This window comes from Burkholderia sp. 9775_39 (assembly GCF_015712225.1).
GTDB lineage: Bacteria > Pseudomonadota > Gammaproteobacteria > Burkholderiales > Burkholderiaceae > Burkholderia > Burkholderia cenocepacia.
On record NZ_JACCQC010000002.1, the window covers coordinates 398,971 to 421,856 of the forward strand.

Below are 22,886 nucleotides of genomic sequence, written 5' to 3' on the forward strand. Positions count from 1 at the left end.
CGCGGATCAATACGCAACGAAGATCGTGACGCGCCGGTTTCGCGCTCTTGATGCCGCATCGTCCCCCGCGACAAGCGGCTGCGTATCCGCCCGCCCGATCGCCGCCAGCCGATGCGGCGCGACACCGCGCTCGGTCAGATAACGCACCACACTCCCCGCCCGCGCCGACGAAAGCTCCCAGTTCGATTCGTATTTCGCGTTCGCGATCGGCACGCTGTCGGTGTGGCCTTCGACGAGGATGTCGCCGGTTGCATGCGCGCTCAATGCCTGCGCAATCTGGTTCAGCACCGGCGACGAATCGGGCAGCAACCGCGCATCGCCGACGTTGAACAGAATCTTCGCGTCGATACCGATCTCGACGCCATGCGGCGCCTTCACCAGCGAAATGCGTCCATTCGACTTCAACGAATCGAGCAACGCGAGCCACGGCGGCGCAGGGTCGGACTCCGCGGTATCGACGGCGGCAGTCGCCGCGCCCCCGGCCTGCCGCGCAAGCGTCTGATACCGCGCATCGAGCGCGTTGTATTTCGCGAGCTGCAGCACATACAGCGCGAGAAAGAGCACCATCAGCGTCGTGATGAGATCCGCGTACGAAATCAGCCAGCGTCCGGACTGCGCGCCTTCGAGTTCGTCATCGTCGCGATCGGCAGCGGATGCGCCGTCAGTTCGAGCAGTCATGCCGTCGGGAATCCGGGTTCGTCATACGGTACAGATACAGGCCCACGCGCAAGCACGAAGCACACGGACATCACGCGAGCGATTCCGCCGCCCGCCCGCGCACATCGCCGGTCAATCGCGTTTCGATCGTATGCGGCGACTCCTTGCGCGAGATCGCGAGCAAGCCGTCGAGATACAGCTTGCGAAAGCGCATCTCGCTGTCGATCTGCGCGCGCAGCTTGCCGTACAGCGGCAGGAACACGAGGTTCGCGAACGCGAGCCCGTACAGCGTCGCGACGAACGCCACCGCGATGCCCGGCCCGAGCTGCGCCGGCTCCAGAATATGGCTCGTCACCTGCACGAGCCCGAGCACCGAGCCGAGAATGCCGAACGTCGGCGCATAGCCGCCGGCCTGCTGCCACACGCGCACGGCGGCGAGGCGGCTACGTTCGTACGCATCGAGTTCGCGCTGCAACGCATCTTCGAGCACCGCGGTCGACACGCCGTTCGCCAGCAGTTCGAGCCCGCGCCGCGCAAACGGATGAATGCCGCTCACGTCCATCGATTCGAACGCGAGCAGCCCGTCGAGCTTCGCGCGATCGCCCCATTCGAGCAGGTCGGACAGGTTCTTGCGATCGACTTCGCGCGCCCGCACGAACGCGAGCCGCAACTGCTTCACCGCGTCGAAGAAGCGCGCCCACGTGTTCTGGATCATCACCGCGCCGAGCGTGCCGCCGAGCACGATCACGAGCGCCTCGAACTGGAACAGCATCGAGAAATGCCCGCCTTCCAGCGCGAACCCGAACACGATCGCCGCGCCGCCCAGCACCACCCCGACCAGGGTCAACAGATCCATACGCGCCTCCGTATCACGCATCCGACGCCGAAGTCGACGCAACGGCCGTTGCGCCCGCCGCAGGCGCCTTCGCCGCGCGTACGGCCTCCAGCACGCGCTGTTCGATCTCGTCGATCTCGACCGGATCGAGCTTGAGTTCGCGGCGCATCACCCACGACACCTCGTTGCGCCGCGCCTCGGTCATCACGGAAAACAGCTTGTCGGCCACCGCGCGATCGTCGAGGTTCGCGATCAGCTTCGCGAGGTCATAGGTATCGAACGCGCTGATCACGTCGAACAGCGTGCGCTGGTCGATCCAGACGAGATCCTCGAGCGCGCGCACGTCGCCGCCGCGGCGCGCGTTGCGGCGCGAGAAGTACGCAACACCCTTTTGTTCGACGTAGTTCAGCACCTTCGATTTGCGGAACGCGAACACTTCTTCCGCGATCTCGCCGTTCGACAGCTTGTTGAGCAGCAGCGTCTTGTCGACGCCGATCAGCGATTCGAGATCGGCCAGTTCGATGAGTTCGAGTTCACTGTTGATCGATACGTCGAGATCGTGATCGGCCACCTGTTGCGCGCGGTCGATCACGCGGGCGGCGTCGAACGTGACGACCTGGCGCGCATCCGACGAAGCCGCGTAATCGCTTGCGCCGCCGGTGCCGTCGCCCTGCGCGGCTTCGATCGTGACGAGGTTGAGCTTCTCCATGCGCCGCAGCATCGCGAGCACGTGCGGCCGCGAATGGCCGGCAATCGCGCGGCATTTGCGAATCACTTCGGCAAGCGGCACCGAGGTTTCGGCCGCGTGCGCCTGCATCGGCCGGCGTGCCCACGTGTCGCCGGATTCGCGCGCGTCGGCGCCGGCCATCAGCGACAGCACGTGCGCATACGACAGCACGCCCGGCATGAAATCGGCATGCGTATAGGTCGCCAGTTGGTCGTCCTTGCGCTTCACGCGGCGGATCATCGTTCGCACGATATGACGCAGCAGCGCGGACACGCGCTCGATTTCTTCATCGAGCATGCCGGCCGGCACGACGGTGAGCTGACAGAACGAAAGCGCCTTCGCGGTATGCGTGCGCGGTTCGGCGGCGAGCAGCGCCGATTCGCCGAAGAATTCGCCGCGGCCGAGCGTCGCGACGATCACGCGCTTGTCTTCGCAGCGCGTGGACAGCTCGACCTTGCCGTCGGTAATCAGAAAGATGACGGGCTCGCCCGCGAAGCCCTCCGAGTAGATGATTTCTCCGGGCGCCGCGGTGCGCGTCCACGATTGCTGACGATTCAAGTCGATTCCCCTGCTGCGCTGGTTATTGCGGACTGCGCGTCGCACGTCTGAAGCATGCGATCGCGAGTCGTCCCCGTGACTCGTTTACGTCATCGCGCGCAACATCCTTTAGGGCATTCGTGCTCGTTTCGAACCGAAATCAAGGTAAAACGTTTGCGGATTGCGCGGGCGCATCGATCGTTCGTTTCGCCGTTTGCGCATGTAGTGAAATTGAAAGCCCACCGCGACCACATGCGTCCGGTCAGAACTCCATGTCGAGTTCGTCGATGTCTTCGTGCTCGGCCTTCGCCGCGTCGATCCACTCGGCGACGAACGGATGCGCGAGGACGCGCATGCAATACTCGGCGACGTCCGGTTCGAGCTTCACGTCGTAGGTCAGGAAGCGCGTGACGACCGGCGCATACATCGCGTCGGCGATGCCGATCTCGGCACCGAACAGCCAGGGGCCGCCGTACTCGGCCAGGCACTCGCGCCAGATCGTCACGATCCGCTCGATGTCGTGCTGCGCGCGCGACCAGATCCGGAAGCCGGGGAAATGGCCGCGCAGGTTCATCGGCAGCGCGGATCGCAACGCGCTGAAGCCGGAATGCATCTCGCCGCAGATCGACCGGCAATGCGCGCGCGCATGCCGGTCGTCGGGCAGCAGCCGCGCCTGCGGGCGGATCTCGTTCAGGTATTCGGCGATCGCGAGCGTATCCCACACCGCGTTGCCGTCGTGCGTCAGGCACGGCACGAGGATCGACGGCGACAGCAGCAGCAGCTCCGCGCGCGACGTCGCATCGATCGGCACGCTGATCGTCTCGAACGCGAGCCCGCTCAGCTTCGCGAGCAGCCAGCCGCGCATCGACCACGACGAGTAATTGCGGCTGCTGATGGTCAGCGTCGTCCGTGCGTTGGATTCCATGTCGCTCCCCTGCTGAATGTCGTTCGTGCCCCTGCACCGTAAACGGACGCGCCGCATGAACGGCCGCACCACGTCTGTGCGGTCCGTTCGCCGAACTGGCGCAACGTCGCACGGCCGCGCGGCACGTGTCGCACGCCCGACCGGGAAGGCAACGCGTCGCCTTCGCCCCTGCGTCATCACGTCCCGCGCGTGCCGCCGCGCTCCCGAACCGCTGCAACGCGCGTGCCAGCCTCACGCTGGCATACGGCTTGCCTCGTTCCTTGCAATGCGGCGTCACGAGCGACGGTCATGAACCTGCTTGCCTATCCGTTTTATCAATGGTCTGCGGAATGCCTGCGCCCGGCGCGTGCATGGGCCGCCGCCACCCGCGCGACGATGTCGCTGTGGCCGCCGGCGACATCGACGCCGACCGGCCGCATGGTCGACGCGCTGTGCGAACTGCTCGAATGCTGCGCGTTCTCGCATCGGCGGCCGCCGTTCGGAATCGCGTCGGTCGTCGTCGACGGCGACACGGTGCCGATCGTCGAGGAAGCGGCGGCGGTCACGCCGTTCGCGACATTGCTGCATTTCCGCAAGGCGCGGCCGGTCGCGCGCCAGCCGCGCGTGCTGATCGTCGCGCCGATGTCCGGGCACTTCGCGACGCTGCTGCGCGGCACGGTGCGCACGATGCTGGCCGACCACGACGTGTACATCACCGACTGGCACAACCCGCGCGACATCCCGCTGGCGGCCGGACGCTTCGGCTTCGACGAGTACGTCACGCACGTGATCGACTTCATCCGCCACATCGGCCCGGACGCGCACGTGCTGGCGATCTGCCAGCCGACCGTCGCGTCGCTGGCGGCCGTCTCGCTGATGGCGGCCGGCGGCGATCCCGCGCAGCCCGCGAGCCTCACGTTGATGGCCGGCCCGATCGACTGCCGCGTGAATCCGACGAAGGTCAACGAACTCGCGACGAGCCAGCCGATCGAATGGTTCGCGCGCAACCTGATCAGCGTGGTGCCGACGGGTTTCGTCGGCGCGCAGCGGTGCGTGTATCCGGGTTTCGTGCAGGTCGGCGCGTTCATGTCGATGAACCCGGACCGCCATGCGGCGTCGTTCGCCGATCTGTACTACGAGCGCGCGAAAGGCGACCCCGCGAAAGCCGACACGTTGCGGCACTTCTACGACGAATATTTCGCGACGGCCGACCTCACCGCGGAGTTCTATCTGGAAACGGTCGAGAAGGTGTTCCAGCAGTACGCGCTCGCGCGCGGCGAGCTGGCGGTGGGCGACACGCTGGTCGAACCGGCGGCGATTCATCGCACCGCGCTGTTGACGATCGAAGGCGAGAAGGACGATATCTGCGCGGTAGGCCAGACGGTGGCCGCGCAGGAACTGTGTTCGGGATTGCCGTCGTACCTGAAGACGCACCATGTACAGACGGGCGTCGGGCACTACGGCGTGTTCAACGGCAGCCGGTGGGAAACGCAGATCTATCCGATCGTGCGGGCGACGATCCACGACAACGAGCCGTACGATCGCACCGCGGACGCGCAAGGCGACACGCACGGCGCGCACTACGTCACGCTGCGCGCGCTGCTCGATGCACGGGCATCAGGGATCGATGCGGCGACCGAAACGCAATCGGCGCACGCGCACTGAACGCGGCTAGCCAAACAGTGAATCGCCCCGGCGGAGAAGCGGGGCGATGTGTGCTGCAGCATTCGGACGACGCGCGAGCGAAACCGCTCGCGCGCCGGGCCGGCTCGTTACGAGCAGGCCTTGCCGTGCGACGCGTGGTAGCCCTTCGCCTTCGCGTCGGCTTCCGACATGTAGCTGCCGTGCTTCGTCTTGCCGTAGTACTTGTCGGTCGAGCAGTGATAGACCTTCGTGCTGTCGTTCGCCCACACCTTGCCCGCGCCGCCGCCCGGCGCCGCGGCCGTCGCGGCGGCGCTCTTCGCGCCTGCGGCGCCCGATGCCGGCGCGGCGGAAGCCGCCGTAGCCGGGGCCGCGGCCGGTGCGCTCGCCGCGGCAGCGCCCGATGCGCCGTACCACGTCTTCACGCCCTTGTGGCCCGCACATGCGCCCTTCTTCGACGCGCCCGAGTAGAACGAGCCGTCCTTGCACAGCCCGGTCGTGCCGGCCGGCGCGCTGGCCGGAACCTGCGCGAACGCACCGATCGACACACCCATGCCGGCGACCAGCGCGGCGATCAACATCGTTTTTTTCATGATCCTCTCCTGATTTGCCTGAATGACGAAAGCGTCCGGGACATTCCCGGCGACAGCGACGGTTACCGCACCCAGCGGCACACGCGATGATGGTGATGATCGAAGTGGCACACGCGGTGCGAATGCGCTTCGGCCAGTGCCGGCACGAGCACGGCGCAAGCCAGTGCGGTGGCCGTCAGGATCTTCGCGATGCGGTTCATGGTGAAACTCTCCCGGATAGTCAGCCGGTGATCCGGCTGGTACCTCCTTAACGCCGGGCGTCGACACGCCGTGCACCGCCCCTGCGGGCAATTGACGATCTTTGACATCGCATCGCCTGTCGACGATCGAAGCTGACGAATGTCTTTCTTTTCTTTCTGGTTCTTCAGCTTCTCGATCGTTTGGAATTCGAAGGAATGTGTCGAAGCGAAAAGCAGTGCGCGTAAATCGCGCCGACCAATAAAAAACCGCCTGAATGCAGGCGGTTCGTCTAGAACGCACACCCACTCGACAGGCTACGCACCGACCTCGCCCCACGGCGTCGGCTCCGGCACCGCGCACGGCCCGTCGACATCGATCGATTTGAAGTCGGCAGGCCCGACGATCTCCAGGTACTCCATGTCCGGCGAGTAATCGAACAGGTAGTGGACGATCCCCGGCGCCTGGTGCACGCAGTCACCCGCCGCCACCAGCGTTTCCTGTTCGCCGTACATGAAGCGCGCCCAGCCCTTCAGCATGATCACGATATGGAACTCGGCCTCGTGACGGTGCCAGCCGGTGCCCGCCTCCGGTGCATGATTGGCCCTGACGAGTTGCGCGACGACCTTGCCGTTCGTCGCGGCGGCGATGCCGAGATCGCGGTACAGGAAGAAGTCGCGCAGGCCCTCGCCTTGAAAGGCGGTGTCCTGCGGCTTCACGTGAGAAAAAGCGGTGGTGATCGGCGTGCTCATCGCGGTGCTCCTTCATCGAAAGGATCACGCGAGACAAGCATTAAGCGTTCCAGTTTGCGGCGGCACGGCACCGTGCGCGTCAGCGCTTGCGCCGCTTGCCGGTCAGCAGCGTCTGCACGATCACCGCGAGCAGCAGGAACGCGCCGCTCGCGAGGTTCTGGTAGTACGGGCTCAACGTGCCGACCTGGTTGATCACGTTCTCGATCACGCCGAGCAGCAGCACGCCCGCGAGCGGGCCGAACAGCGTGCCGACGCCGCCCGTCAGCAGCACGCCGCCGATCACCGCCGCCGCGATCGATTGCAGCTCGTAGCTGTTGCCGGCGCCCGGCAGCCCCGAATCGAGCCGCGACGCGAGCAGCGCGCCGGCCAGCCCCGCCAGCGCCCCGCTCAGTCCGTACGTGACGACCTTGAGCCCCTCGACGTTCACGCCGAGCATGCGCGCCGCCTCCTCGTTGCCGCCGATCGCGAACACGCCCGCGCCGTAGCGCGTGTGATTCAGCACGAACGCGGCGACGAGATACGCGACGAGCACGATCCACACGAGATGGCCGACGCCGAACAGCGAGCCGTTCGCGATCGTCGCGAAGAAGCCGGGGTTCGCGATCAGCATGTCCTGGCTCGCGAGCACGAGCGACAGCCCTTTCAAGCCGAGCAATGCGGCGAGCGTGACGATGAACGGCGCCATCCGCGCGCGGGCGATCAGCCAGCCGTTCATGAGCCCGACGATCAGCCCGACGCACACCGGCGCGGCCAGCGCGGCGCCCCAGCCGTACGGCGCCGCATACGCGGCGATCACGGTGCCGAGCCCGACGAGCGAGCCGACCGACAGGTCGAACCCGCCGAGGATGATCACGAAGCTCTGCCCGATCGTGATCAGCGCGACGAACGCGGCGGCCGCGACGATATCGAGCAGGTTCGGCGCGCTCAGGAAATGCGGAAACACGCGGCCGGCGATCAGGCAGACGAGCACGAGGATCGCGATCGCGCCGCGCGCCTGCACGAGCCGGACGAACTGCGCGCGGCGCGCGCGGCCGGCATCCTGCGCGGTGTGCGGAGTCATCGGCGCGGTCGACATGTCAGGCTCCCGAGCGTTGCAGATACAGCGCGCCGAGGATGAACGCGGCCTTCAGGATCTGCGCATACGTGTAGCTGATGTTGTTCATGATGAAGCTGGCATCGAGCAGTTGCAGGAGCAGCACGCCGAACACGGTGCCGACGATCGACACGCGCCCGCCGGACAGCGGCGTGCCGCCGATCACCGACGCGGCGATCGCATCGAGTTCGAAGTTCACGCCGACATAGTTCGGATCGCCTGCGCCGAGCCGCGCGGTGGCGAACAGGCCGGCCAGCCCGGCCAGCGCCCCGCTCGCCGCATAGACCGCCAGCAGCGTGCGCCGCACCGGCACGCCGGCGAGATGCGCGGCATCGCGGCTCGCGCCGACGAGAATCGTGTAGCGCCCGAACGTCGTGTTGCGCACGACGAAGAACACGACGGCCGCGCACACGAGCGCGATCAGCATCACGACCGGCAGACCGAACCACGTGCCGATGCCGACGAAGTCGAACGCATCGGACGGCGGCAGGCTCACGCGCGAGCCGCCGAGCAACGCCTGCGCCAGCCCGCGCGCGGCGACCAGCAACGCGAGCCCGGAAATCAGCGGATCGATGCCGAGCCGCGCGACGAGCCCGCCGTTGAACAGGCCGACCGCGAGCCCGATCGCGATGGCCGCCGCGAACGCCGCGCCGGTCCCGTACGGCAGGCACACCGCGATGATTGCGCTGGACAGCGCCATCACCGAGCCGACGGACAGGTCGATCCCGCGCGTGGCGATCGCGAGGTTCTGCCCGAGCGCGATCAGCACGATCGGCGCGGCCTGGAACAGCAGGCTGCGCGCGGCGAGCGGATTCGAGAAGCCGGGCGTGACGATCAGGTTGAAGACGGCGAGCGCGACGAACGCGAGATACACGCTGTGGTCGCGCGCCTGCGCGAACAGCGAGCGGCGCGACGGGCGGCGGGCTTCATCGGGTTCGCTCATCAGGTTGGCAAGATTCACGCTGTCCTCGTCCTCGGGTCGATGTGCGGGGCGTCAGGTCTGGTTCGCGAGCAGCGCGGTCACGTCGTCGGGGCTCGCGCCGCGCGTCGGCAGTTCGCCGCTCGTCGCGCCTTCATGCAGGATCACGAGCCGGTCGGCCAGCTCGAGCAGTTCTTCCATCTCCGACGACGTCGCGACCACCGCGAGCCCGTCGTCGGCGAGCCGTTTGACGAGATCGTGCACCTCGGCCTTCGCGCCGACGTCGATGCCGCGCGTCGGGTCGTCGAGCAGCAGCACCGACGGCTCGGTCGACAGGCAGCGCGCGATCAGCGCCTTCTGCTGGTTGCCGCCGGACAGCGTCGAGATCGGCGCGCCCGCATGCGACGTCTTGATGCCCAGCTCGCGGATGTAGCGCTCGACGAGCGCCTCCTGCTTGCGCACGGAGATGAAGCCGAACCGGGCGATGCGCGGCAGCACGCACACGACGATGTTCTCGCGCACCGACAGCTTCGAGAAAATGCCTTCCGAGCGGCGATCCTCGGACAGGAACGCGAGCCCCGCGCGAATCGCGCGCGCCGGGTCGGCGCCGTCGAGCGCCCTGCCGCCGACGCGCACCGCGCCGCCGTCCGGCTGCTGCGCGCCGAATACGGCCTTGAACGTTTCGGTGCGGCCCGCGCCGAGCAAACCGGCGAGCCCGACGATCTCCTTCGGCGCGACGCGGAACGACACGTCGCGCAAACGCGTGCCCCAGCGCAGCCCGTCGACGGCGAGCGCGGGCTCCCGCGTCGTGTCGGCGGCCACCGTCTCCGCCTGTTCGCGCGGGCCGTGCGCACCGACTTCGCGGCCGAGCATCGCCGCAATCAGCGCCATGCGCGGCAGCCGGTCCGGCGACTCGCTGCGCACCACCGCGCCGTCGCGCAGCACGGTGAGCCGGTCGCACATCCGGTAGCACTCCGACAGCCGATGGCTCACCAGCACGATCGCGATGCCGGTCGCGCGCAACTGCTCGACGACGCCGAACAGCACCTCGACTTCCGCACCGCTCAACGCGGAAGTCGGCTCGTCGAGAATCAGCACGCGCGCGCCGAGCGACACGCCGCGTGCGATCGACACCATCTGCTGCTGGCCGAGCCCGAGCGAGCCGACCTTGTCGGCCGGATCGACGTCGAGTCCGTAACGCTCGACGATCTCGCGGGTGCGCGCCCGCATCGCGCGGCGGTCGATCCACGGGCCGAAGCGACGCGGCTCGTGACCGAGGAAGATGTTCTCGGCCACGCTGCGTTCGGGAATCAGGTTGATTTCCTGGTAGACCGCGCAGATGCCCGCGCGCTGCGCGGCACGCGGGCTGTCGAACGACACGGGCACGCCGTCGACGCGGATCTCGCCCGCATCGGGCTGGTGAAAGCCGGTGAGGATCTTGATCAGCGTCGACTTGCCGGCGCCGTTCTCGCCCATCAGCCCGTGCACCTCGCCCGCGCGCAGCGACAGCGACACGCCGTTCAGCGCGCGCACGACGCCGAACGTCTTGCCGACGCCGTGCGTTTCGAGCACGACGGGTTGGCCGTGGGCGCCCGAGTCGGCGCCGGGTCCGGCGGGAAGCGTTGCGTCCATCGCGCGCCTCGCGTTCGCGGTTGAGCGGTTGAGCAGCGATTGAGCGATTGCCGAGCGTTTGCCAGCCGGTCAGTAGACGAGGTTCGCTTCGAGCGAATGCTTCGCGTTCGCCTTGTCGTACAGCGCGTCATCCATGATCTGCTTCTGCGCGACCGGCTTGCCGGCGAACCATGCTTCGAGCGACTTGAACGCGAGCGGGCCGAAGCGCGGGTTCGTCTCGACGCTCGCCGCGGCCGAACCGTTCGCGATCGCGGTGACGAAGTCCTTGGTGCCGTCGATCGACACGACCGTCACGCCGCGCTGCTTGCCGGCCTGCCGCAACGCGGTCATCGCGCCGAGCGCCATCGTGTCGGCCTGCGCGTAGACGGCGTTCACGTCCGGATGCGCGAGCAATACCTGCTCCATCACCTTCTGCGCTTCGGTGGCCGACCAGTTCGCGGTTTGCGACGCGACGATCTTCATGTTCGGGAATTTCTTCAGGCCGTCGGCGAAGCCGTCGGTGCGCTGGCTCTCGACGGTATTGCCGTAGCCGCCCTGGATCTCGGCGATCACGGCTTTGCCGCCCGTCGCATCGGCGAGCGCCTGCGCGGCGCGCTGCCCTTGCCGGAAGAAGTCGGAGCCGAGGAACGTGATGAAATCCTGGCACGGCGTGCCGGCCGTCTGGCGGTCGATCGTGACGACCGGAATGCCCTTCGCGCGCGCCTGCGCGAGCGCGGGCTGCAGGCCGGTCGAATCGTTCGGCGCGACGATCAGCGCCTGTGCGCCCTGGTTGATCATGCTTTCGATATCCGCGACCTGCTTCGCCTGGTTCGCGTTCGCATTCGTATACAGCAGCCGCTTGACGCCGGCCGCCTTCGCGGCGGCACGCACCGACGCGGTTTCGGTCGCGCGGAACGGGTTCTGTTCGTTCTCGGACTGCGAGAAGCCGACGACGAGATCGGTCAGCTTCACGCCGCCCGGCTTCGGATTCGTGCAGGTCTGCGCGGAACTCGCGCCGACCTTCTGCGCATTGTCCTGCGCATGCGCGATCGCGACGCATCCGAGCGTCACACCCATCGTCACCACGATACGTTGCAGCTTTGCACGGCTCGGCATCATCGTCTCCAAATGTTGTGATGGCGTGATCGGCCCGCGCCCCGTCGCCTGCGGACGGCATCGGCGTCACGAATTAATATTATTACTCGATATTATCGCCTGCCCGACTCAGGATAATCCCGTATCGCCGAACCCGTCAGGCGGGGCCCGGCGTCCACCGCAACGTCGCCTGCAGCGACTCGCCCGGCGCCAGCACGCAGCCGCCGACGAGCGACGCGGGTTCCGTTGCATTGAAGCTGTCCGTCGTGTTCGTGACGGGCTCGACGCACAGCGCGTCGGCGCCCGACGGCGCGTACACGACGAGCTGGTCGAACGGCTGCTCGGCCTGCAGCACCAGTTGCCGGCCGCGCTCCGGCCAGATCACCGCCGCCTCGCGCGACCAGCCGACGAAATTGTTGTCGAGCTCGAATGCATCGACCGGCATCCCGCCGCGCAGCGCGGCGACGGCCGGGTGATCGCCGACGTGGGTAGGCAGCACGTCCGCATCGGCATGCCACATCGCGTCGACGTGCGCCTTCACGACGGTGTGCGGCGTGCGCAGGTAATACGGGTGATGGCCCATGCCGAACGGCATCGGCTGTGCACCGAGGTTGCGCGCGGACAGCGTGATCGACAGCACGGGGCCGTCGAGCCGGATCGACTGGCGCGCCTCGTAATGGAACGGCCAGTCGCCCGCGCGGCTTGTATCGGGGCGATGTTCGAAGCGCAGGTCGACCTGCATCTCGTCGCGCCGCTCGACCTGCCACGGACGCAGCCAGCCGTGCCCGTGCAGCGCGTGACGATACGCATCGTCCGGGCCGGACAGGTCGATCGTGCGGCCGTCGAATTCGAACTTCGCGTCGCGGATGCGGTTGCAGTACGGAAACAGCGGGAAGCTCGCGAAGCGCAGCGGATCGCCGCTCGCGAGCGCCGCGTCGGTGGTCGGGCGAAACCAGTGCTGCGGGCCGTCCGGCGCTTCGTCGTAGTACGCGGCGATCGAGCCGCCGGCCAGCGGCGCGACGCAGACGCGGGTCGACCCGCTGGCGAGTTCGATCAGGTCGGTGTGGCGGGGCATTCCCATCGGCATCGATCATCCCGGGATGAAGCTGACGACCCCGTCGCCGGCATGCAGCATCCGGCCGCGGGCATGTGCGGCCAAGGATGGCACGGCGCCGCCCGCGTGGTCAATAATATTTGTTGATATTATTATCCGGACATCCACGCATCCGGCGGAACACGCGTAAAGCTTGATTGCCGGCCCGAATGGCCGATGTTACCGTCGGGTCAGATTGATCCGACCCGCTGTTCATCACCGACTTTATTTGCCCATCCTGCCGAGGCCGGACCGCGCTCCTACCGTGAAACGCTCTACTCAACGTCGCCCCACGATGACCGACATCGCCAAGCTTGCCGGCGTGTCGCAATCCACCGTCTCCCTCGTGCTGAACAACGCGGCGGGCACCAAGTTCTCGGACGCCACGCGCGAAAAAGTGCTGAAGATCGCGCACGAGCTCGGCTACCGGTTCCTGCCGCGCGAAGTGACGATGACGCACGGCGGCGAGCGCGACCTGATCGTCTATCTGGCCGACGAAATCTCGACGAGCCCGCACCCGGTCGTCAACATCGACGGCGCGCGCGACGCGGCGTATGCCAACGGCAAGCTGCTCGCCGTGTACTCGACGCACGGCAACGTCGACATCGAGCGCCAGGTGCTCGAATCGGTGCTCGCGATGCCGAACCTGCTCGGCGTCGTCTATGCGACCGTCTATACGCGCAAGGTCGCGCTGCCGGCCGAGCTGCTGCGCGTGCCGGCCGTGCTGCTCAACTGCTACACGACGGACAGCGGGCTGTCGTCGATCGTGCCGGCCGAAGTCGCGGGCGGCCATGCGGCGACCGAATACCTGCTGCGCGCGGGCCACCGGCGCATCGGCTACGTCAACGGCGAACCGTGGCAGGACGCCGCGAAGGACCGGCTGAAGGGCTATCGCACCGCGCTGGCCACGGCCGACATCCCGTTCGCGCCGGAACTCGTGCGCGACGGCGACTGGGGCTCCGACACCGGCTTCGAGCAGACGCTGTCGCTGCTGCGCGAGCCGAACCCGCCCACCGCGATCTTCTGCGCGAACGACCTGATGGCGATCGGCGCGATCGAGGCCGTCAAGCATCTCGGCATGCGCGTGCCCGACGACATCTCGGTGCTCGGCTACGACGACCAGGAAATCGCGCGGCATACGCACCCGCCGCTGTCGACGATCGTGCTGCCGAACTACGAGCTGGGCCGTTGGGCGGTCGAGATCCTGCTGCAGGAAGAACAGAACCGTGCGGTCGGCATGCCCGTGCGCCGCCGCGCGATCAAGCTCGACGGGCCGCTCGTCGAGCGCGGGTCGGTGCGGACCGTCGAGACGGCCGCGCAATCGGCGAGCGCGTAGGCGCGCCCCTTCCTCCTTCCGACACCCCCCTGCGACGCGGGCGGCACATTCGCCGCCCGTGCGTGCTTGCACACCCTGTCGGCCCCCTGCTTGCCCTCGGTTGCCGCCCATTCGAGGGTAAACACCATCACTAAATTATTAGTAATATTTTCCCGGCATTTCTATACTTGCGTCGGCATCGGGCAGAACCCCGGGCCACGACAGAACAACACGACGAGACGGTGACCGGAAGCGACTGCGCGCGAACCCGCCGCGCGGCCCGCTCCGTGCCGTCCGCGCATCACACGCGCATCGTGCCGCGACGCTTGCCGTCGAGGCACCGCTTCAGCCGCATCGAGTCACCAGTCGTCCGCTTCTCCCCATTGATCCGGAGTCCAGAATGACTATCACGTCTCGTCTCAAGCCCGCCGCGCTCGCGGTCTTCGTCTTGCTCGCCTCGTGCGGCGGCGATGATTCGTCCGCGCCGTCGGCATCCGCGCTTGCCGCGCATGCGTCCGTCGATGCCGCGTCCAGCGACGGTGCGGCCACGGCCAACGCCGCCGCATCCAGCGATTTCATGAACATGGGTCACGGCGGCCCGTCGCATTTCCCGAACCAGCTGGTCACGCTCGGCCTGCCGGGGCCGACGCCCGCGCTGCGCGTGTCGTCGCGCGGCGTGCCGCCGTATGCGCCGCCGCCACCGCCCGTCGCGACCGACACGCAAACGCTGACGCTCGCCGATTTCGATACGTACGGTCCGGCGTGGACGAGCGGCGGCACGAACACGATCCGGATCGACGGCACGAGCACGGACGGCGCGAAGCTCGTCACCAACGCGCAGCATCCGGCGTACGGCCACGCGTCGTACGAAGCGGACGTGACGATCGGCGCGCCCGCGCCCGGCGCGAATACCGCGAATGCGGGCTTCATCGTGCACGTGACGAACCCGTCGGTCGGCACCGATGCGCTGACGGGCTACTACATCGGGCTCGACGCGGTGCGCCACGTGGTGCAGGTCGGCCGCGAGCAGAACAACTGGACCGACTTCATCGACTACCCGGCGCCCGCGGTCGTGCCGGGCAGCACGCATCACCTGAAGGTCGTCACGCGCAACAACGCGATCGACGTGTATGTCGACGGCGCGCAGGTGATCAGCATCAACGACGCGACGAGCGGCCTGACGACCGCGCTGCGCGCGGGCGCGTTCGGGCTGCGCCGCTTCGGCGCGAGCGTCGCGTTCAGCAACGTGACCGTGAGCCGCCATCCGGACGTCGCGCCGAAAACCTACGACTTCTCGCGCGTGGTGGGCGCCGTGTACAACCCGTGGAATGCCGTCAACGCGATCGATTTCTGGCAGCACTACGATCCGGCGATCGTCGACCGCGAGCTCGACTACGCGCAGACGTACGGGATGAACACGATCACCGTGTACCTGCACTACCTGAACTGGGTCAACGATCGCGACGCGTTCCTCGCGAAGTTCGACAGCCTGCTCGAGATCGCCGCGCGCCACGGGCTGAAGGTCGCGCCGATCTTCTACGACGATTGCTGGCACGTCGATCCCGCGTACGGCCCGCAGCCCGCGCCGATCTTCGGCGTGCACAACAGCCGCTGGGTGCAGTCGCCCGGGCAGTCGGTCGAGCAGCAGTACCTGCAGCCGATCGCGGCCGGCGCGTCGACCACCTACAAGCAGGACCTGCAGCACTACATCGCCGATTTCGTGTCCGCGCACCGCAACGACCCGCGCATCCTGTACTGGGAGCCGATGAACGAGCCCGGCTGCAGCGGCAACGGCGCGCTGCAGCCGACGCGCGCGCTGATGATGAACGACGCGCGCATCGCGATCCTGAACGCGGGCGCGACGCAGCCGATCAATTCGCCGAACGTGCAGGAGCCGGAAGGCGATTACTTCTCCGACTTCCATGCGTTCCACCCGTACGCGCTCAACGCGACGACGCCCGACTACTCGCTGCCGCCGAGCCTGCTCGACAGCCTGAATTCGGAAACGCTGCAGCGCGGCTGGCCGGGCGGCCAGGCAGGCCAGACGATGGCCGGCATCGCATCCACCTACGGCGGCAAGACGGGCTTCCTCGTGTGGGAGTTGATGATCGGCCGCACGAATACGCGCTTCCACTGGGGGCAGACGGCGTCCGCCCCGGCGACCGTCGAGCCGGCGACGCCGTTCCAGGGCACGCTCTACCCCGACGGTCACCCGTGGAGCACGGCCGAGGTGCAGGCGCTCGCGAGCGCGTTCAGCTCGCGGCTGCGCGTGCTGAACGCGACGTACTACAACGACACGACGTTCACGACGCCGGTGTTCTCGTCGATCACGCCGCTGGTCGATTTCGACCTGAACACCGAGCGCGGCACCGATTCGCCCGATGCGTCGAAGGGGATGAATGCGACGAACTATGCGATCCGCTGGACCGGCGCGCTCGACATTCCGAAGGCCGACAACTACACGTTCAGCGTGACGAGCGACAACGTCGCGCGCGTGTGGATCGACGGCCGCAAGGTGATCGACAAGGAGCAGCCGGGACTCGCGACCGCGAAGGGCCGCATCCACCTGTCGCAGAAGCGGAACGTGCCGATCCGCGTCGAGTACGTGCATGCGAGCGGGCCGGCCAGCATGCATCTGCAATGGTCGAGCCCGAGTGCGGGCCGCGATAATCTCGTACAGGTCGCGCAGCGGCCGTTGACGGACGCGCTCGCGCAATAGTTGGCGTTACTCGCGTGAACGCCCGTGAAGCCTGCGCGGCTTCACGGGCGTTGCGATGCAACCGGCAGACGCGTTTATTACTTCAACCGCCCCGACAGAAACTGCCCGAGCCGCTCGCTCTTCGGATTCACGAGGATCTGCTGCGGATCGCCCTCCTCCTCGATCTTCCCCTGATGCAGGAAGATCACGTGGTTCGACACGTTGCGCGCGAAGCCCATCTCGTGCGTGACGACGACCATCGTGCGCCCTTCCTCGGCGAGCTTCTGCATCACCTTCAGCACTTCGCCCACCAGTTCCGGATCGAGCGCCGACGTCGGCTCGTCGAACAGCATCACTTCCGGCTCCATCGCGAGTGCGCGCGCGATCGCGACGCGCTGCTGCTGGCCGCCCGACAGATGCGACGGATACATGCCCTCGACGCGCGGCGCGAGGCCGACTTTCTCCAGATACTTGCGCGCCCGCGCGATCGCTTCGTCCTTGCCGACCCCGAGCACGGCCATCGGCGCCTCGATCACGTTCTCGAGCACCGTCATGTGCGCCCACAGGTTGAAGTGCTGGAACACCATCGACAGCTTCGTGCGCATCCGCTGCAACTGCTTCTGGTCGGCCACGCGCAGCGACCCGTTGCGGTCGCGCGTGGTCTGGATCGGCTCGCTGCCGATCGTGATCTGCCCCGAGCACGGCTGTTCGAGGAAGTTGATGCAGCGCAGGAACGTGCTCTTGCCGGAGCCGCTCGAGCCGATGATGCTGATCACGTCGCCGGCCTTCGCCTTCATCGACACGCCCTTCAACACCTCGTTGTCGCCGAATTTCTTGTGCAGGTTGTCAACGGTAAGCTTGTACATGCTGGGTCCTTCGTTGCGGATCTTGCGGATGCGTTAATGGCTGCGCGGCGCGAGATACGCGAGCCAGCGCGTCTCGAGCTTGCGGAACGCCCAGATGAGCGCGAACACGACGACGGCGTACAGCACGGCTGCGATGCCGTAGGCCTGGAACGACATGTAGGTCGCCGAATTGACGTCGCGCGTGACCTTCAGGATGTCGGGCACGGTCGCGGTGAACGCGAGCGTCGTCGCATGCAGCATCAGGATCACTTCGTTGCTGTAGCTCGGCAGCGAGCGGCGCAGCGCGGACGGCAGGATGATGCGCGTATAGAGCTTGAAGCGCGACATCCCATAGGCCATCCCGGCTTCGATCTCGCCGGACGACGTCGCCTTGATCGCGCCCGCGAAGATCTCCGTCGCATACGCGCATTCGTTCAGCACGAACGCGAGCAGCGTACAGTTCATCGCGTTGCGGAAGAACGTGTCGAGCAGCACGTGGTCGTGCACGACCTGCAGGCTGTAGATGCCCGTGTAGCACATCAGCAGCTGCACGTAGAGCGGCGTGCCGCGGAACACGTACGTATAGAGCCACACGGGGCCCGAGATCCAGCGGTTCGACGACGCCCGCGCGATCGCGAGCGGCACGGCGAGCGCGAAACCGAACGCGATCGACACGACCAGCAGCCACAGCGTGATCGCGAGGCCGCTGAAGCGGTAGCCGTCGGAATAGAGATAGTTTTGCCAGTACTGGCTGACGAGTTCGATCACAGTGCGAGCCTCCGGACACCGACGGAATAACGCTTCTCGAGGTGATGCAGCACGACGTTCGACACCGTCGTGATCGCGAGGTAGATCGCGCCCGCAGCCAGCGTGAAGAAGAAGAAATCGAGCGTGCTCTTGCCGGCGTCCTGCGACGCCTTCACGACGTCGGCGAGGCCGATGATCGACACGAGCGCGGTGGCCTTCACGAGCACCTGCCAGTTGTTGCCGATGCCCGGCAGCGCGAAGCGCATCATCTGCGGGAACAGGATGCGGTGAAACACGCGCCAGCCGCTCATCCCGTACGCGAAGCCGGCTTCGAGCTGGCCGCGCGGCACCGCGAGGAACGCGCCGCGGAACGTCTCGGTGAAGTACGCGCCGTAGATGAAGCCGAGCGTCACGACGCCGGCCACGAACGGGTCGATGTCGATCTGATCCCAGCCGAGCAGGTCGGTCACGTCGTTCAGCAGGATCTGGATCCCGTAGAACAGCAGCAGCATCAGCACGAGATCGGGCACCGCGCGGATCAGCGTCGTATAGAACGTGCCGACCGACTTGAGCACGCGGTTGGCCGACAGTTTCGCGGCCGCGCCCGCGAGGCCCAGTATCAGCGACGCGGCGAGCGACAGCACCGCGAGCTTCACGGTCTCGACCGTGCCGGCCCACAGCAGCGGGCCAAATCCTTGGAAGATCATATGAGGAACCCAGAACGAGGTGGCTGGATTGTCAATAGCCATTAAGCGCGCAGCAAACGAGTTCTGCGCACGACGTGATGCAGCCTGCTCATCAAGCCGGACGCGGCCCGCGCACGGGGCGGCATCCGGCAACGCAGGCGGCGCGCCGCCATCGATGCGCGCCGCCCGCGCGGTCAGCCGCCGTAGACGTCGAACGCGAAGTACTTCTTCTCGAGCTTCTTGTAGGTGCCGTCCTTGATGATGTCGGCGATCGCGTGGTCGATCTTCGCCTTCAGGTCGGCGTCGTCCTTGCGCAGGCCGATGCCGGCGCCGTTGCCGAGCGTCTTCGGATCGTCGATGTCGCCGCCGGCGAACTGGAAGTTCGCACCGCGCGGCGTCTTCAGGAAGCCGATGTCGGCCTGCACCGCGTCCTGCAGCGCCGCGTCGAGGCGGCCCGACATCAGGTCCTGGTACACGCCGTCCTGGTTCTGGTAAGGCACGACCTGCACGCCCTTCGGCGCCCAGTACGCCTTCGCGTAGGTTTCCTGGATGGTGCCCTGCTCGACGCCGACCGACTTGCCCTTCAGCGATTCGGCCGTCGGCTGCAGGTTCGCGCCCTTCTTCGCGACGAGGCGCGTCGGCGTGTTGAACAGCTTGTCGGAGAACGCGATCTGCTCGGCGCGCGCCGGCGTCATCGACATCGACGACAGCACGCCGTCGAACTTCTTCGCCTTCAGCGCCGGGATCATCCCGTCGAAGTCGTTCTCGATCCACACGCATTTCGCCTTCAGGCGGGCGCAGATCTCGTTGCCGAGGTCGACGTCGAAGCCGACGACCTTGCCGCTTGCGTCCTTCGATTCGAACGGCGGGTAGCTGGCGTCGACGCCGAAACGGATCGTCGACCAATCCTTGGCGTGGGCACCGACCGCGAGGCAGGCGAGGGCAATACTGAGCGCGAGTTTCTTCATGGCGTTCCTGTCAGAGGCGGACTGGGGCGGATTCCGGTCGGGCTGCCCGCCGTGAATCCTTCCAACCGGGTAATCGCGTGTTCCGGCGATGTTCCAAGTTGTACATACAACTTTGCCTTTTCCAGGATAGGGTCAGCAATCCGTGTTTATCTCTAATTGTCGGCGGATTAGGAGCGTCGACAGGATTTTCCTTAATTTTCAATTAATTATGGATTACGCGGGGCTGAATGGAGGCTTTCTTGCGGCGTACGGCGGCAGCCGGGCAGGGCCCGGCACCTGTCTAGACTTTGTCGGCCGCCGCACCGTGTTTTCCGAACCGGCCTGACGTTCGTCCAACGACGGCGTGGCCGCCGCCGGCTCATCCTGCCCTTTCCGCCTTCGGTCGCCAGCGCAGCGCGTTTACGCATCCTTTGCAGACGCGCGGCGAGTCTATACACCGTCTCGCCGCGGCGATTTCTAGAATGGGCGCCATGTCGAGAACGAGATCTCCGCCGTGCAGCGCGCGCCGCGACCGGGGATGAGCCCATGAAACCGACCAGAACCGAATCCACTGCTTCACGCCATCTGCCGCCCGCTCGCTCGCGGCGTCGCGCTCCCGCGGACACACTCGTGCTGCTGTCGATCCGCGTCGAATCGGACAACCTCGCGGTCGTGCGGCGTCGCTTGCATCAGGCCGTCGGCGCCGCACTGAACTGCTACACGGCCGCGCTCGACCGCCGCACCGGGCGCGCGTGCATCGAACTCGAAGTCGCACGGTCACAGGCGTCGCCCGCGATCCTGTCGATCCTGCGCCTGCTGCCGGCCGCCGAGTTCGGCGCGATCCGCCTGTTGCAGCACTAGCGGCGTTCGTCCCCGCCGCGCGTGACACGCGTCACGCACGCCCTCTTTTTCATCGATTCGCACGCACGGGTCCGCACGGATCCGCGCGGCGGATCGCCGTTCCCGTCGCAACGGGCCTTTCCAGGAAACACACGCAATGAAAAAAGCAGTCGTCGGTACCCTCTCGCTCGCATGCTTCGGCGTCGTCGCGCATGCGCAAAGCAGCGTCACGCTCTACGGGATGCTGGATGCCGGTATCGCCTATACGAACAACCAGTCGGGCAAAAGCGCGTGGCAGCAAGGCAGCGGCCTGCTGTCGAATACGGTCTTCGGGCTGAGCGGCAACGAGGATCTCGGCGGCGGCCTGCATGCGCTGTTCCGGCTCGAAAGCGGCTTCAACCTGAACAACGGCACGCAGTCCTATCGAAACACGCTGTTCGGTCGCCGCGCGTACGTCGGCCTGCAGAGCGATCGATACGGCGCGCTGACGCTCGGCCGCCAGTACGACGCCGTGGTCGACTATCTCGGCCCGCTCGCGATGGCGAACAACGGCGACGGCAACAACCTCGCGTCGCATCCGTTCGACAACGACAACCTCGACGATTCGTTCTACATCGACAACGCGGTGAAATACACGAGCCCGACACTCGCGGGCTGGCAGTTCGGCGGCCTGTACGGGTTCGGCAACGCGGCCGGCGGCTTCGCGAACAACCGTGCATACAGCGCGGGCGTGTCGTATGCGAACGGGTCGGTCAGCGTCGGCGCCGCGTACCTGCAGCTCAATCGCGGCGGCCTGACGGCCGGCGGCGCACTGTCGACCAACGACGCGCCGAACTTCCCGGCCGTCCGGCAGCGCGTGATGGGCGCCGGCGGCAGCTACGCGTTCGACCGGCTGACGATCGGCGCGGTGTGGACGCACGCGATGTTCGACGAAACGGCCGCGTCGTCGCTGCCGGGCGCGCTGAACGCGCTGCGCTTCGACAACTACGAGATCAACGCGCGCTATGCGCTGACGCCGGCGGTTTCGTTCGCCGGTGCCTATACGTTCACCGACGGCCGTTACGACGACGCAACCGGCAGCCACCGGCCGAAGTGGCACCAGGTGACGCTGATGGCCGACTACGCGCTGAGCAAGCGCACCGACGTGTATGCGGAAACCGTGTATCAGCACCAGTTCGGCGTGCCGACGGGCGCGACGCTCGGGTTCGCGAACGTCACGGGCGTCGCGGCTTCGTCGACCCGCACGCAGGTGGTCGCGACGGTCGGCATCCGGCATCGGTTCTGACCGCAAGCGAGCCGTCGCAGGCCGGCCGCTCTGTGCAATCCCGCATGGACGCGCGCCGGCCGAACAGGGATCATTCGGGGAATCCGGGCCGGCGCGCCCGCGAAACCGGTACACTCGGCGCCGGGCGCGCGCCGGATCGGCATTCGGCGGCGGCCCGCCGCCGACCCAGAAATCGTGATCCCATGACCACACCGATCTATCAGGAAATCAAGGACTTCATCCTCGCGCGCATTCATGCCGGCGAATGGGCGGAAGGCGACCAGGTGCCGTCGGAGAACGAGCTCGCACGCGAATTCAACGTCGCGCGGATGACCGTCAACCGCGCGCTGCGCGAGCTGACGGCCGAACAGGTGCTCACGCGCACGCGCGGCTCCGGCACGTATGTCGCGTCACCGAAATACGAATCGACGCTGGTCGCGATCCGCAGCATCTCCGACGAAGTCGCCGCGCGCGGCCACGGCTATCGCGCGCAGGTGCTGCAGGTCGGCGCGGCCGTCGCCGATGCGAAGCTCGCCGACGAACTGCGGCTCGACACCGGCAGCCCGATCTTCCATTCGCGCGTGCTGCATTTCGAGAACGACACGCCCGTGCAACTCGAGGAACGCTGGGTCAATCCGGCCTGCGCGCCCGAATACGCGTTGCAGGACTTCACGACGACGACGCCGAACCAGTACCTGACGCGCGTCGCGCCGCTGCAGCGCGTCGAATACCGGATCGAGGCCGCGATGCCCGATGCCGAAACGCGCCGCCACCTGACGATGGACGATCGCGAGCCGTGCCTGCTGCTGCATCGGCGCACGTGGTCGCAGGGGCTGGTCGCGTCGATCGCGAATCTGTGGCACCCGGGCAGCCGCTACCGTTTCACCGGGCATTTCTGATGCCGCGGCGC

The 22,886-nt window shown here is 66.9% G+C and carries 22 protein-coding genes; 6 read left to right on the forward strand and 16 right to left on the reverse strand.

The genetic code is table 11. The features are described from left to right. Positions 1-6: 6 nt before the first annotated feature. The 4 genes from H0X90_RS04605 to H0X90_RS04620 form a co-directional block, all read right to left on the reverse strand. Positions 7-678 (reverse strand): OmpA family protein, encoded by a 672-nt coding sequence (locus H0X90_RS04605; protein ID WP_048988925.1) that lies wholly within the window; start codon positions 676-678, stop codon positions 7-9. 70 nt (positions 679-748) lie between these two features. Next, positions 749-1,513 (reverse strand): flagellar motor protein, encoded by a 765-nt coding sequence (locus tag H0X90_RS04610; RefSeq protein ID WP_006484340.1) that lies wholly within the window; start codon positions 1,511-1,513, stop codon positions 749-751. A 13-nt stretch (positions 1,514-1,526) separates the two neighbouring features. Then, positions 1,527-2,777, reverse strand: a complete 1,251-nt coding sequence (locus H0X90_RS04615; protein WP_077190827.1) for a Crp/Fnr family transcriptional regulator — start codon at positions 2,775-2,777, stop codon at positions 1,527-1,529. Between the two features lie 241 nt (positions 2,778-3,018). Continuing rightward, a complete protein-coding gene (locus H0X90_RS04620; protein ID WP_006496046.1) occupies positions 3,019-3,681 on the reverse strand; it encodes a glutathione S-transferase family protein in 663 nt (220 codons plus the stop codon). Between the two features lie 288 nt (positions 3,682-3,969). On the opposite strand from H0X90_RS04620, the gene H0X90_RS04625 reads away from it, so the two are divergent. Further along, positions 3,970-5,325, forward strand: a complete 1,356-nt coding sequence (locus H0X90_RS04625; protein ID WP_077190828.1) for a polyhydroxyalkanoate depolymerase — start codon at positions 3,970-3,972, stop codon at positions 5,323-5,325. Between the two features lie 107 nt (positions 5,326-5,432). Here H0X90_RS04625 and H0X90_RS04630 read toward each other — a convergent pair whose 3' ends face one another. The 8 genes from H0X90_RS04630 to H0X90_RS04665 form a co-directional block, all read right to left on the reverse strand. Next, positions 5,433-5,894: a DUF3761 domain-containing protein gene (locus tag H0X90_RS04630; RefSeq protein ID WP_077190829.1), complete on the reverse strand. Its 462-nt coding sequence runs from the start codon at positions 5,892-5,894 to the stop codon at positions 5,433-5,435. A gap of 62 nt (positions 5,895-5,956) precedes the next feature. After that, positions 5,957-6,094 carry an HHHH-motif protein gene (locus H0X90_RS04635; protein WP_006488624.1) on the reverse strand — a complete coding sequence of 46 codons (138 nt, stop codon included), beginning with the start codon at positions 6,092-6,094 and terminating at the stop codon, positions 5,957-5,959. Positions 6,095-6,388: 294 nt separating this feature from the next. After that, the gene (locus H0X90_RS04640; RefSeq protein ID WP_060267797.1) at positions 6,389-6,823 is read right to left on the reverse strand and encodes a cupin domain-containing protein; all 435 of its coding nucleotides are present in this window, start codon (positions 6,821-6,823) and stop codon (positions 6,389-6,391) included. A 79-nt stretch (positions 6,824-6,902) separates the two neighbouring features. Further along, complete coding sequence (locus tag H0X90_RS04645) at positions 6,903-7,883, reverse strand: ABC transporter permease (RefSeq protein ID WP_227739710.1); 981 nt, start codon at positions 7,881-7,883, stop codon at positions 6,903-6,905. A 16-nt stretch (positions 7,884-7,899) separates the two neighbouring features. After that, complete coding sequence (locus H0X90_RS04650; RefSeq protein WP_006488625.1) at positions 7,900-8,877, reverse strand: ABC transporter permease; 978 nt, start codon at positions 8,875-8,877, stop codon at positions 7,900-7,902. 33 nt (positions 8,878-8,910) lie between these two features. Beyond that, entirely contained in the window at positions 8,911-10,467 is a 1,557-nt protein-coding gene (locus tag H0X90_RS04655) for a sugar ABC transporter ATP-binding protein (protein ID WP_006493773.1), read from the reverse strand. Positions 10,468-10,536: 69 nt separating this feature from the next. Continuing rightward, positions 10,537-11,562, reverse strand: coding sequence for an ABC transporter substrate-binding protein (locus tag H0X90_RS04660; RefSeq protein WP_012493159.1), 1,026 nt, complete (start codon positions 11,560-11,562; stop codon positions 10,537-10,539). 136 nt (positions 11,563-11,698) lie between these two features. Beyond that, on the reverse strand, positions 11,699-12,616 hold the full coding sequence (locus H0X90_RS04665) for an aldose 1-epimerase (protein WP_062885357.1): 918 nt from the start codon (positions 12,614-12,616) through the stop codon (positions 11,699-11,701). Positions 12,617-12,929: 313 nt separating this feature from the next. Between H0X90_RS04665 and H0X90_RS04670 the strand changes: the two genes are divergently transcribed. Both H0X90_RS04670 and H0X90_RS04675 read left to right on the forward strand, forming a co-directional pair. Next, the gene (locus H0X90_RS04670) at positions 12,930-13,970 is read left to right on the forward strand and encodes a LacI family DNA-binding transcriptional regulator (RefSeq protein ID WP_006496055.1); all 1,041 of its coding nucleotides are present in this window, start codon (positions 12,930-12,932) and stop codon (positions 13,968-13,970) included. Positions 13,971-14,349: 379 nt separating this feature from the next. Next, positions 14,350-16,668 (forward strand): PA14 domain-containing protein, encoded by a 2,319-nt coding sequence (locus H0X90_RS04675; RefSeq protein WP_077190831.1) that lies wholly within the window; start codon positions 14,350-14,352, stop codon positions 16,666-16,668. Positions 16,669-16,745: 77 nt separating this feature from the next. On the opposite strand, the gene H0X90_RS04680 is transcribed toward H0X90_RS04675, so the two are convergent. The 4 genes from H0X90_RS04680 to H0X90_RS04695 form a co-directional block, all read right to left on the reverse strand. After that, positions 16,746-17,513 (reverse strand): ABC transporter ATP-binding protein, encoded by a 768-nt coding sequence (locus H0X90_RS04680; RefSeq protein WP_006482526.1) that lies wholly within the window; start codon positions 17,511-17,513, stop codon positions 16,746-16,748. Positions 17,514-17,546: 33 nt separating this feature from the next. Beyond that, entirely contained in the window at positions 17,547-18,260 is a 714-nt protein-coding gene (locus H0X90_RS04685) for an ABC transporter permease (protein ID WP_006482521.1), read from the reverse strand. After that, positions 18,257-18,946, reverse strand: coding sequence for an ABC transporter permease (locus H0X90_RS04690; RefSeq protein ID WP_006482533.1), 690 nt, complete (start codon positions 18,944-18,946; stop codon positions 18,257-18,259). Before H0X90_RS04690 ends, H0X90_RS04685 begins: the two co-directional genes overlap by 4 nt. A gap of 173 nt (positions 18,947-19,119) precedes the next feature. Beyond that, complete coding sequence (locus tag H0X90_RS04695) at positions 19,120-19,893, reverse strand: ABC transporter substrate-binding protein (RefSeq protein ID WP_006482536.1); 774 nt, start codon at positions 19,891-19,893, stop codon at positions 19,120-19,122. Between the two features lie 525 nt (positions 19,894-20,418). Here H0X90_RS04695 and H0X90_RS04700 point away from each other — a divergent pair. The 3 genes from H0X90_RS04700 to hutC all read left to right on the forward strand — a co-directional run bounded on the left by H0X90_RS04700 (position 20,419) and on the right by hutC (position 22,875). After that, positions 20,419-20,733, forward strand: a complete 315-nt coding sequence (locus H0X90_RS04700) for a hypothetical protein (RefSeq protein WP_006496057.1) — start codon at positions 20,419-20,421, stop codon at positions 20,731-20,733. A gap of 136 nt (positions 20,734-20,869) precedes the next feature. Continuing rightward, positions 20,870-21,997: a porin gene (locus H0X90_RS04705; protein ID WP_077190832.1), complete on the forward strand. Its 1,128-nt coding sequence runs from the start codon at positions 20,870-20,872 to the stop codon at positions 21,995-21,997. Positions 21,998-22,179: 182 nt separating this feature from the next. Then, entirely contained in the window at positions 22,180-22,875 is a 696-nt protein-coding gene (gene hutC / locus H0X90_RS04710) for a histidine utilization repressor (RefSeq protein WP_006482530.1), read from the forward strand. The last annotated feature ends 11 nt before the right edge of the window (positions 22,876-22,886 follow it).

Coding starts and splice junctions, on each gene's coding strand:
- H0X90_RS04605 (WP_048988925.1), bottom strand. CDS start 678: ATGACTGCTCGAACTGACGGCGCATCCGCTGCCGATCGCGACGATGAC.
- H0X90_RS04610 (WP_006484340.1), bottom strand. CDS start 1,513: ATGGATCTGTTGACCCTGGTCGGGGTGGTGCTGGGCGGCGCGGCGATC.
- H0X90_RS04620 (WP_006496046.1), bottom strand. CDS start 3,681: ATGGAATCCAACGCACGGACGACGCTGACCATCAGCAGCCGCAATTAC.
- H0X90_RS04625 (WP_077190828.1), top strand. CDS start 3,970: ATGAACCTGCTTGCCTATCCGTTTTATCAATGGTCTGCGGAATGCCTG.
- H0X90_RS04630 (WP_077190829.1), bottom strand. CDS start 5,894: ATGAAAAAAACGATGTTGATCGCCGCGCTGGTCGCCGGCATGGGTGTG.
- H0X90_RS04635 (WP_006488624.1), bottom strand. CDS start 6,094: ATGAACCGCATCGCGAAGATCCTGACGGCCACCGCACTGGCTTGCGCC.
- H0X90_RS04640 (WP_060267797.1), bottom strand. CDS start 6,823: ATGAGCACGCCGATCACCACCGCTTTTTCTCACGTGAAGCCGCAGGAC.
- H0X90_RS04645 (WP_227739710.1), bottom strand. CDS start 7,883: ATGACTCCGCACACCGCGCAGGATGCCGGCCGCGCGCGCCGCGCGCAG.
- H0X90_RS04655 (WP_006493773.1), bottom strand. CDS start 10,467: ATGGACGCAACGCTTCCCGCCGGACCCGGCGCCGACTCGGGCGCCCAC.
- H0X90_RS04660 (WP_012493159.1), bottom strand. CDS start 11,562: ATGCCGAGCCGTGCAAAGCTGCAACGTATCGTGGTGACGATGGGTGTG.
- H0X90_RS04665 (WP_062885357.1), bottom strand. CDS start 12,616: ATGCCCCGCCACACCGACCTGATCGAACTCGCCAGCGGGTCGACCCGC.
- H0X90_RS04670 (WP_006496055.1), top strand. CDS start 12,930: ATGACCGACATCGCCAAGCTTGCCGGCGTGTCGCAATCCACCGTCTCC.
- H0X90_RS04675 (WP_077190831.1), top strand. CDS start 14,350: ATGACTATCACGTCTCGTCTCAAGCCCGCCGCGCTCGCGGTCTTCGTC.
- H0X90_RS04680 (WP_006482526.1), bottom strand. CDS start 17,513: ATGTACAAGCTTACCGTTGACAACCTGCACAAGAAATTCGGCGACAAC.
- H0X90_RS04690 (WP_006482533.1), bottom strand. CDS start 18,946: ATGATCTTCCAAGGATTTGGCCCGCTGCTGTGGGCCGGCACGGTCGAG.
- H0X90_RS04695 (WP_006482536.1), bottom strand. CDS start 19,893: ATGAAGAAACTCGCGCTCAGTATTGCCCTCGCCTGCCTCGCGGTCGGT.
- H0X90_RS04700 (WP_006496057.1), top strand. CDS start 20,419: ATGAAACCGACCAGAACCGAATCCACTGCTTCACGCCATCTGCCGCCC.
- H0X90_RS04705 (WP_077190832.1), top strand. CDS start 20,870: ATGAAAAAAGCAGTCGTCGGTACCCTCTCGCTCGCATGCTTCGGCGTC.
- hutC (WP_006482530.1), top strand. CDS start 22,180: ATGACCACACCGATCTATCAGGAAATCAAGGACTTCATCCTCGCGCGC.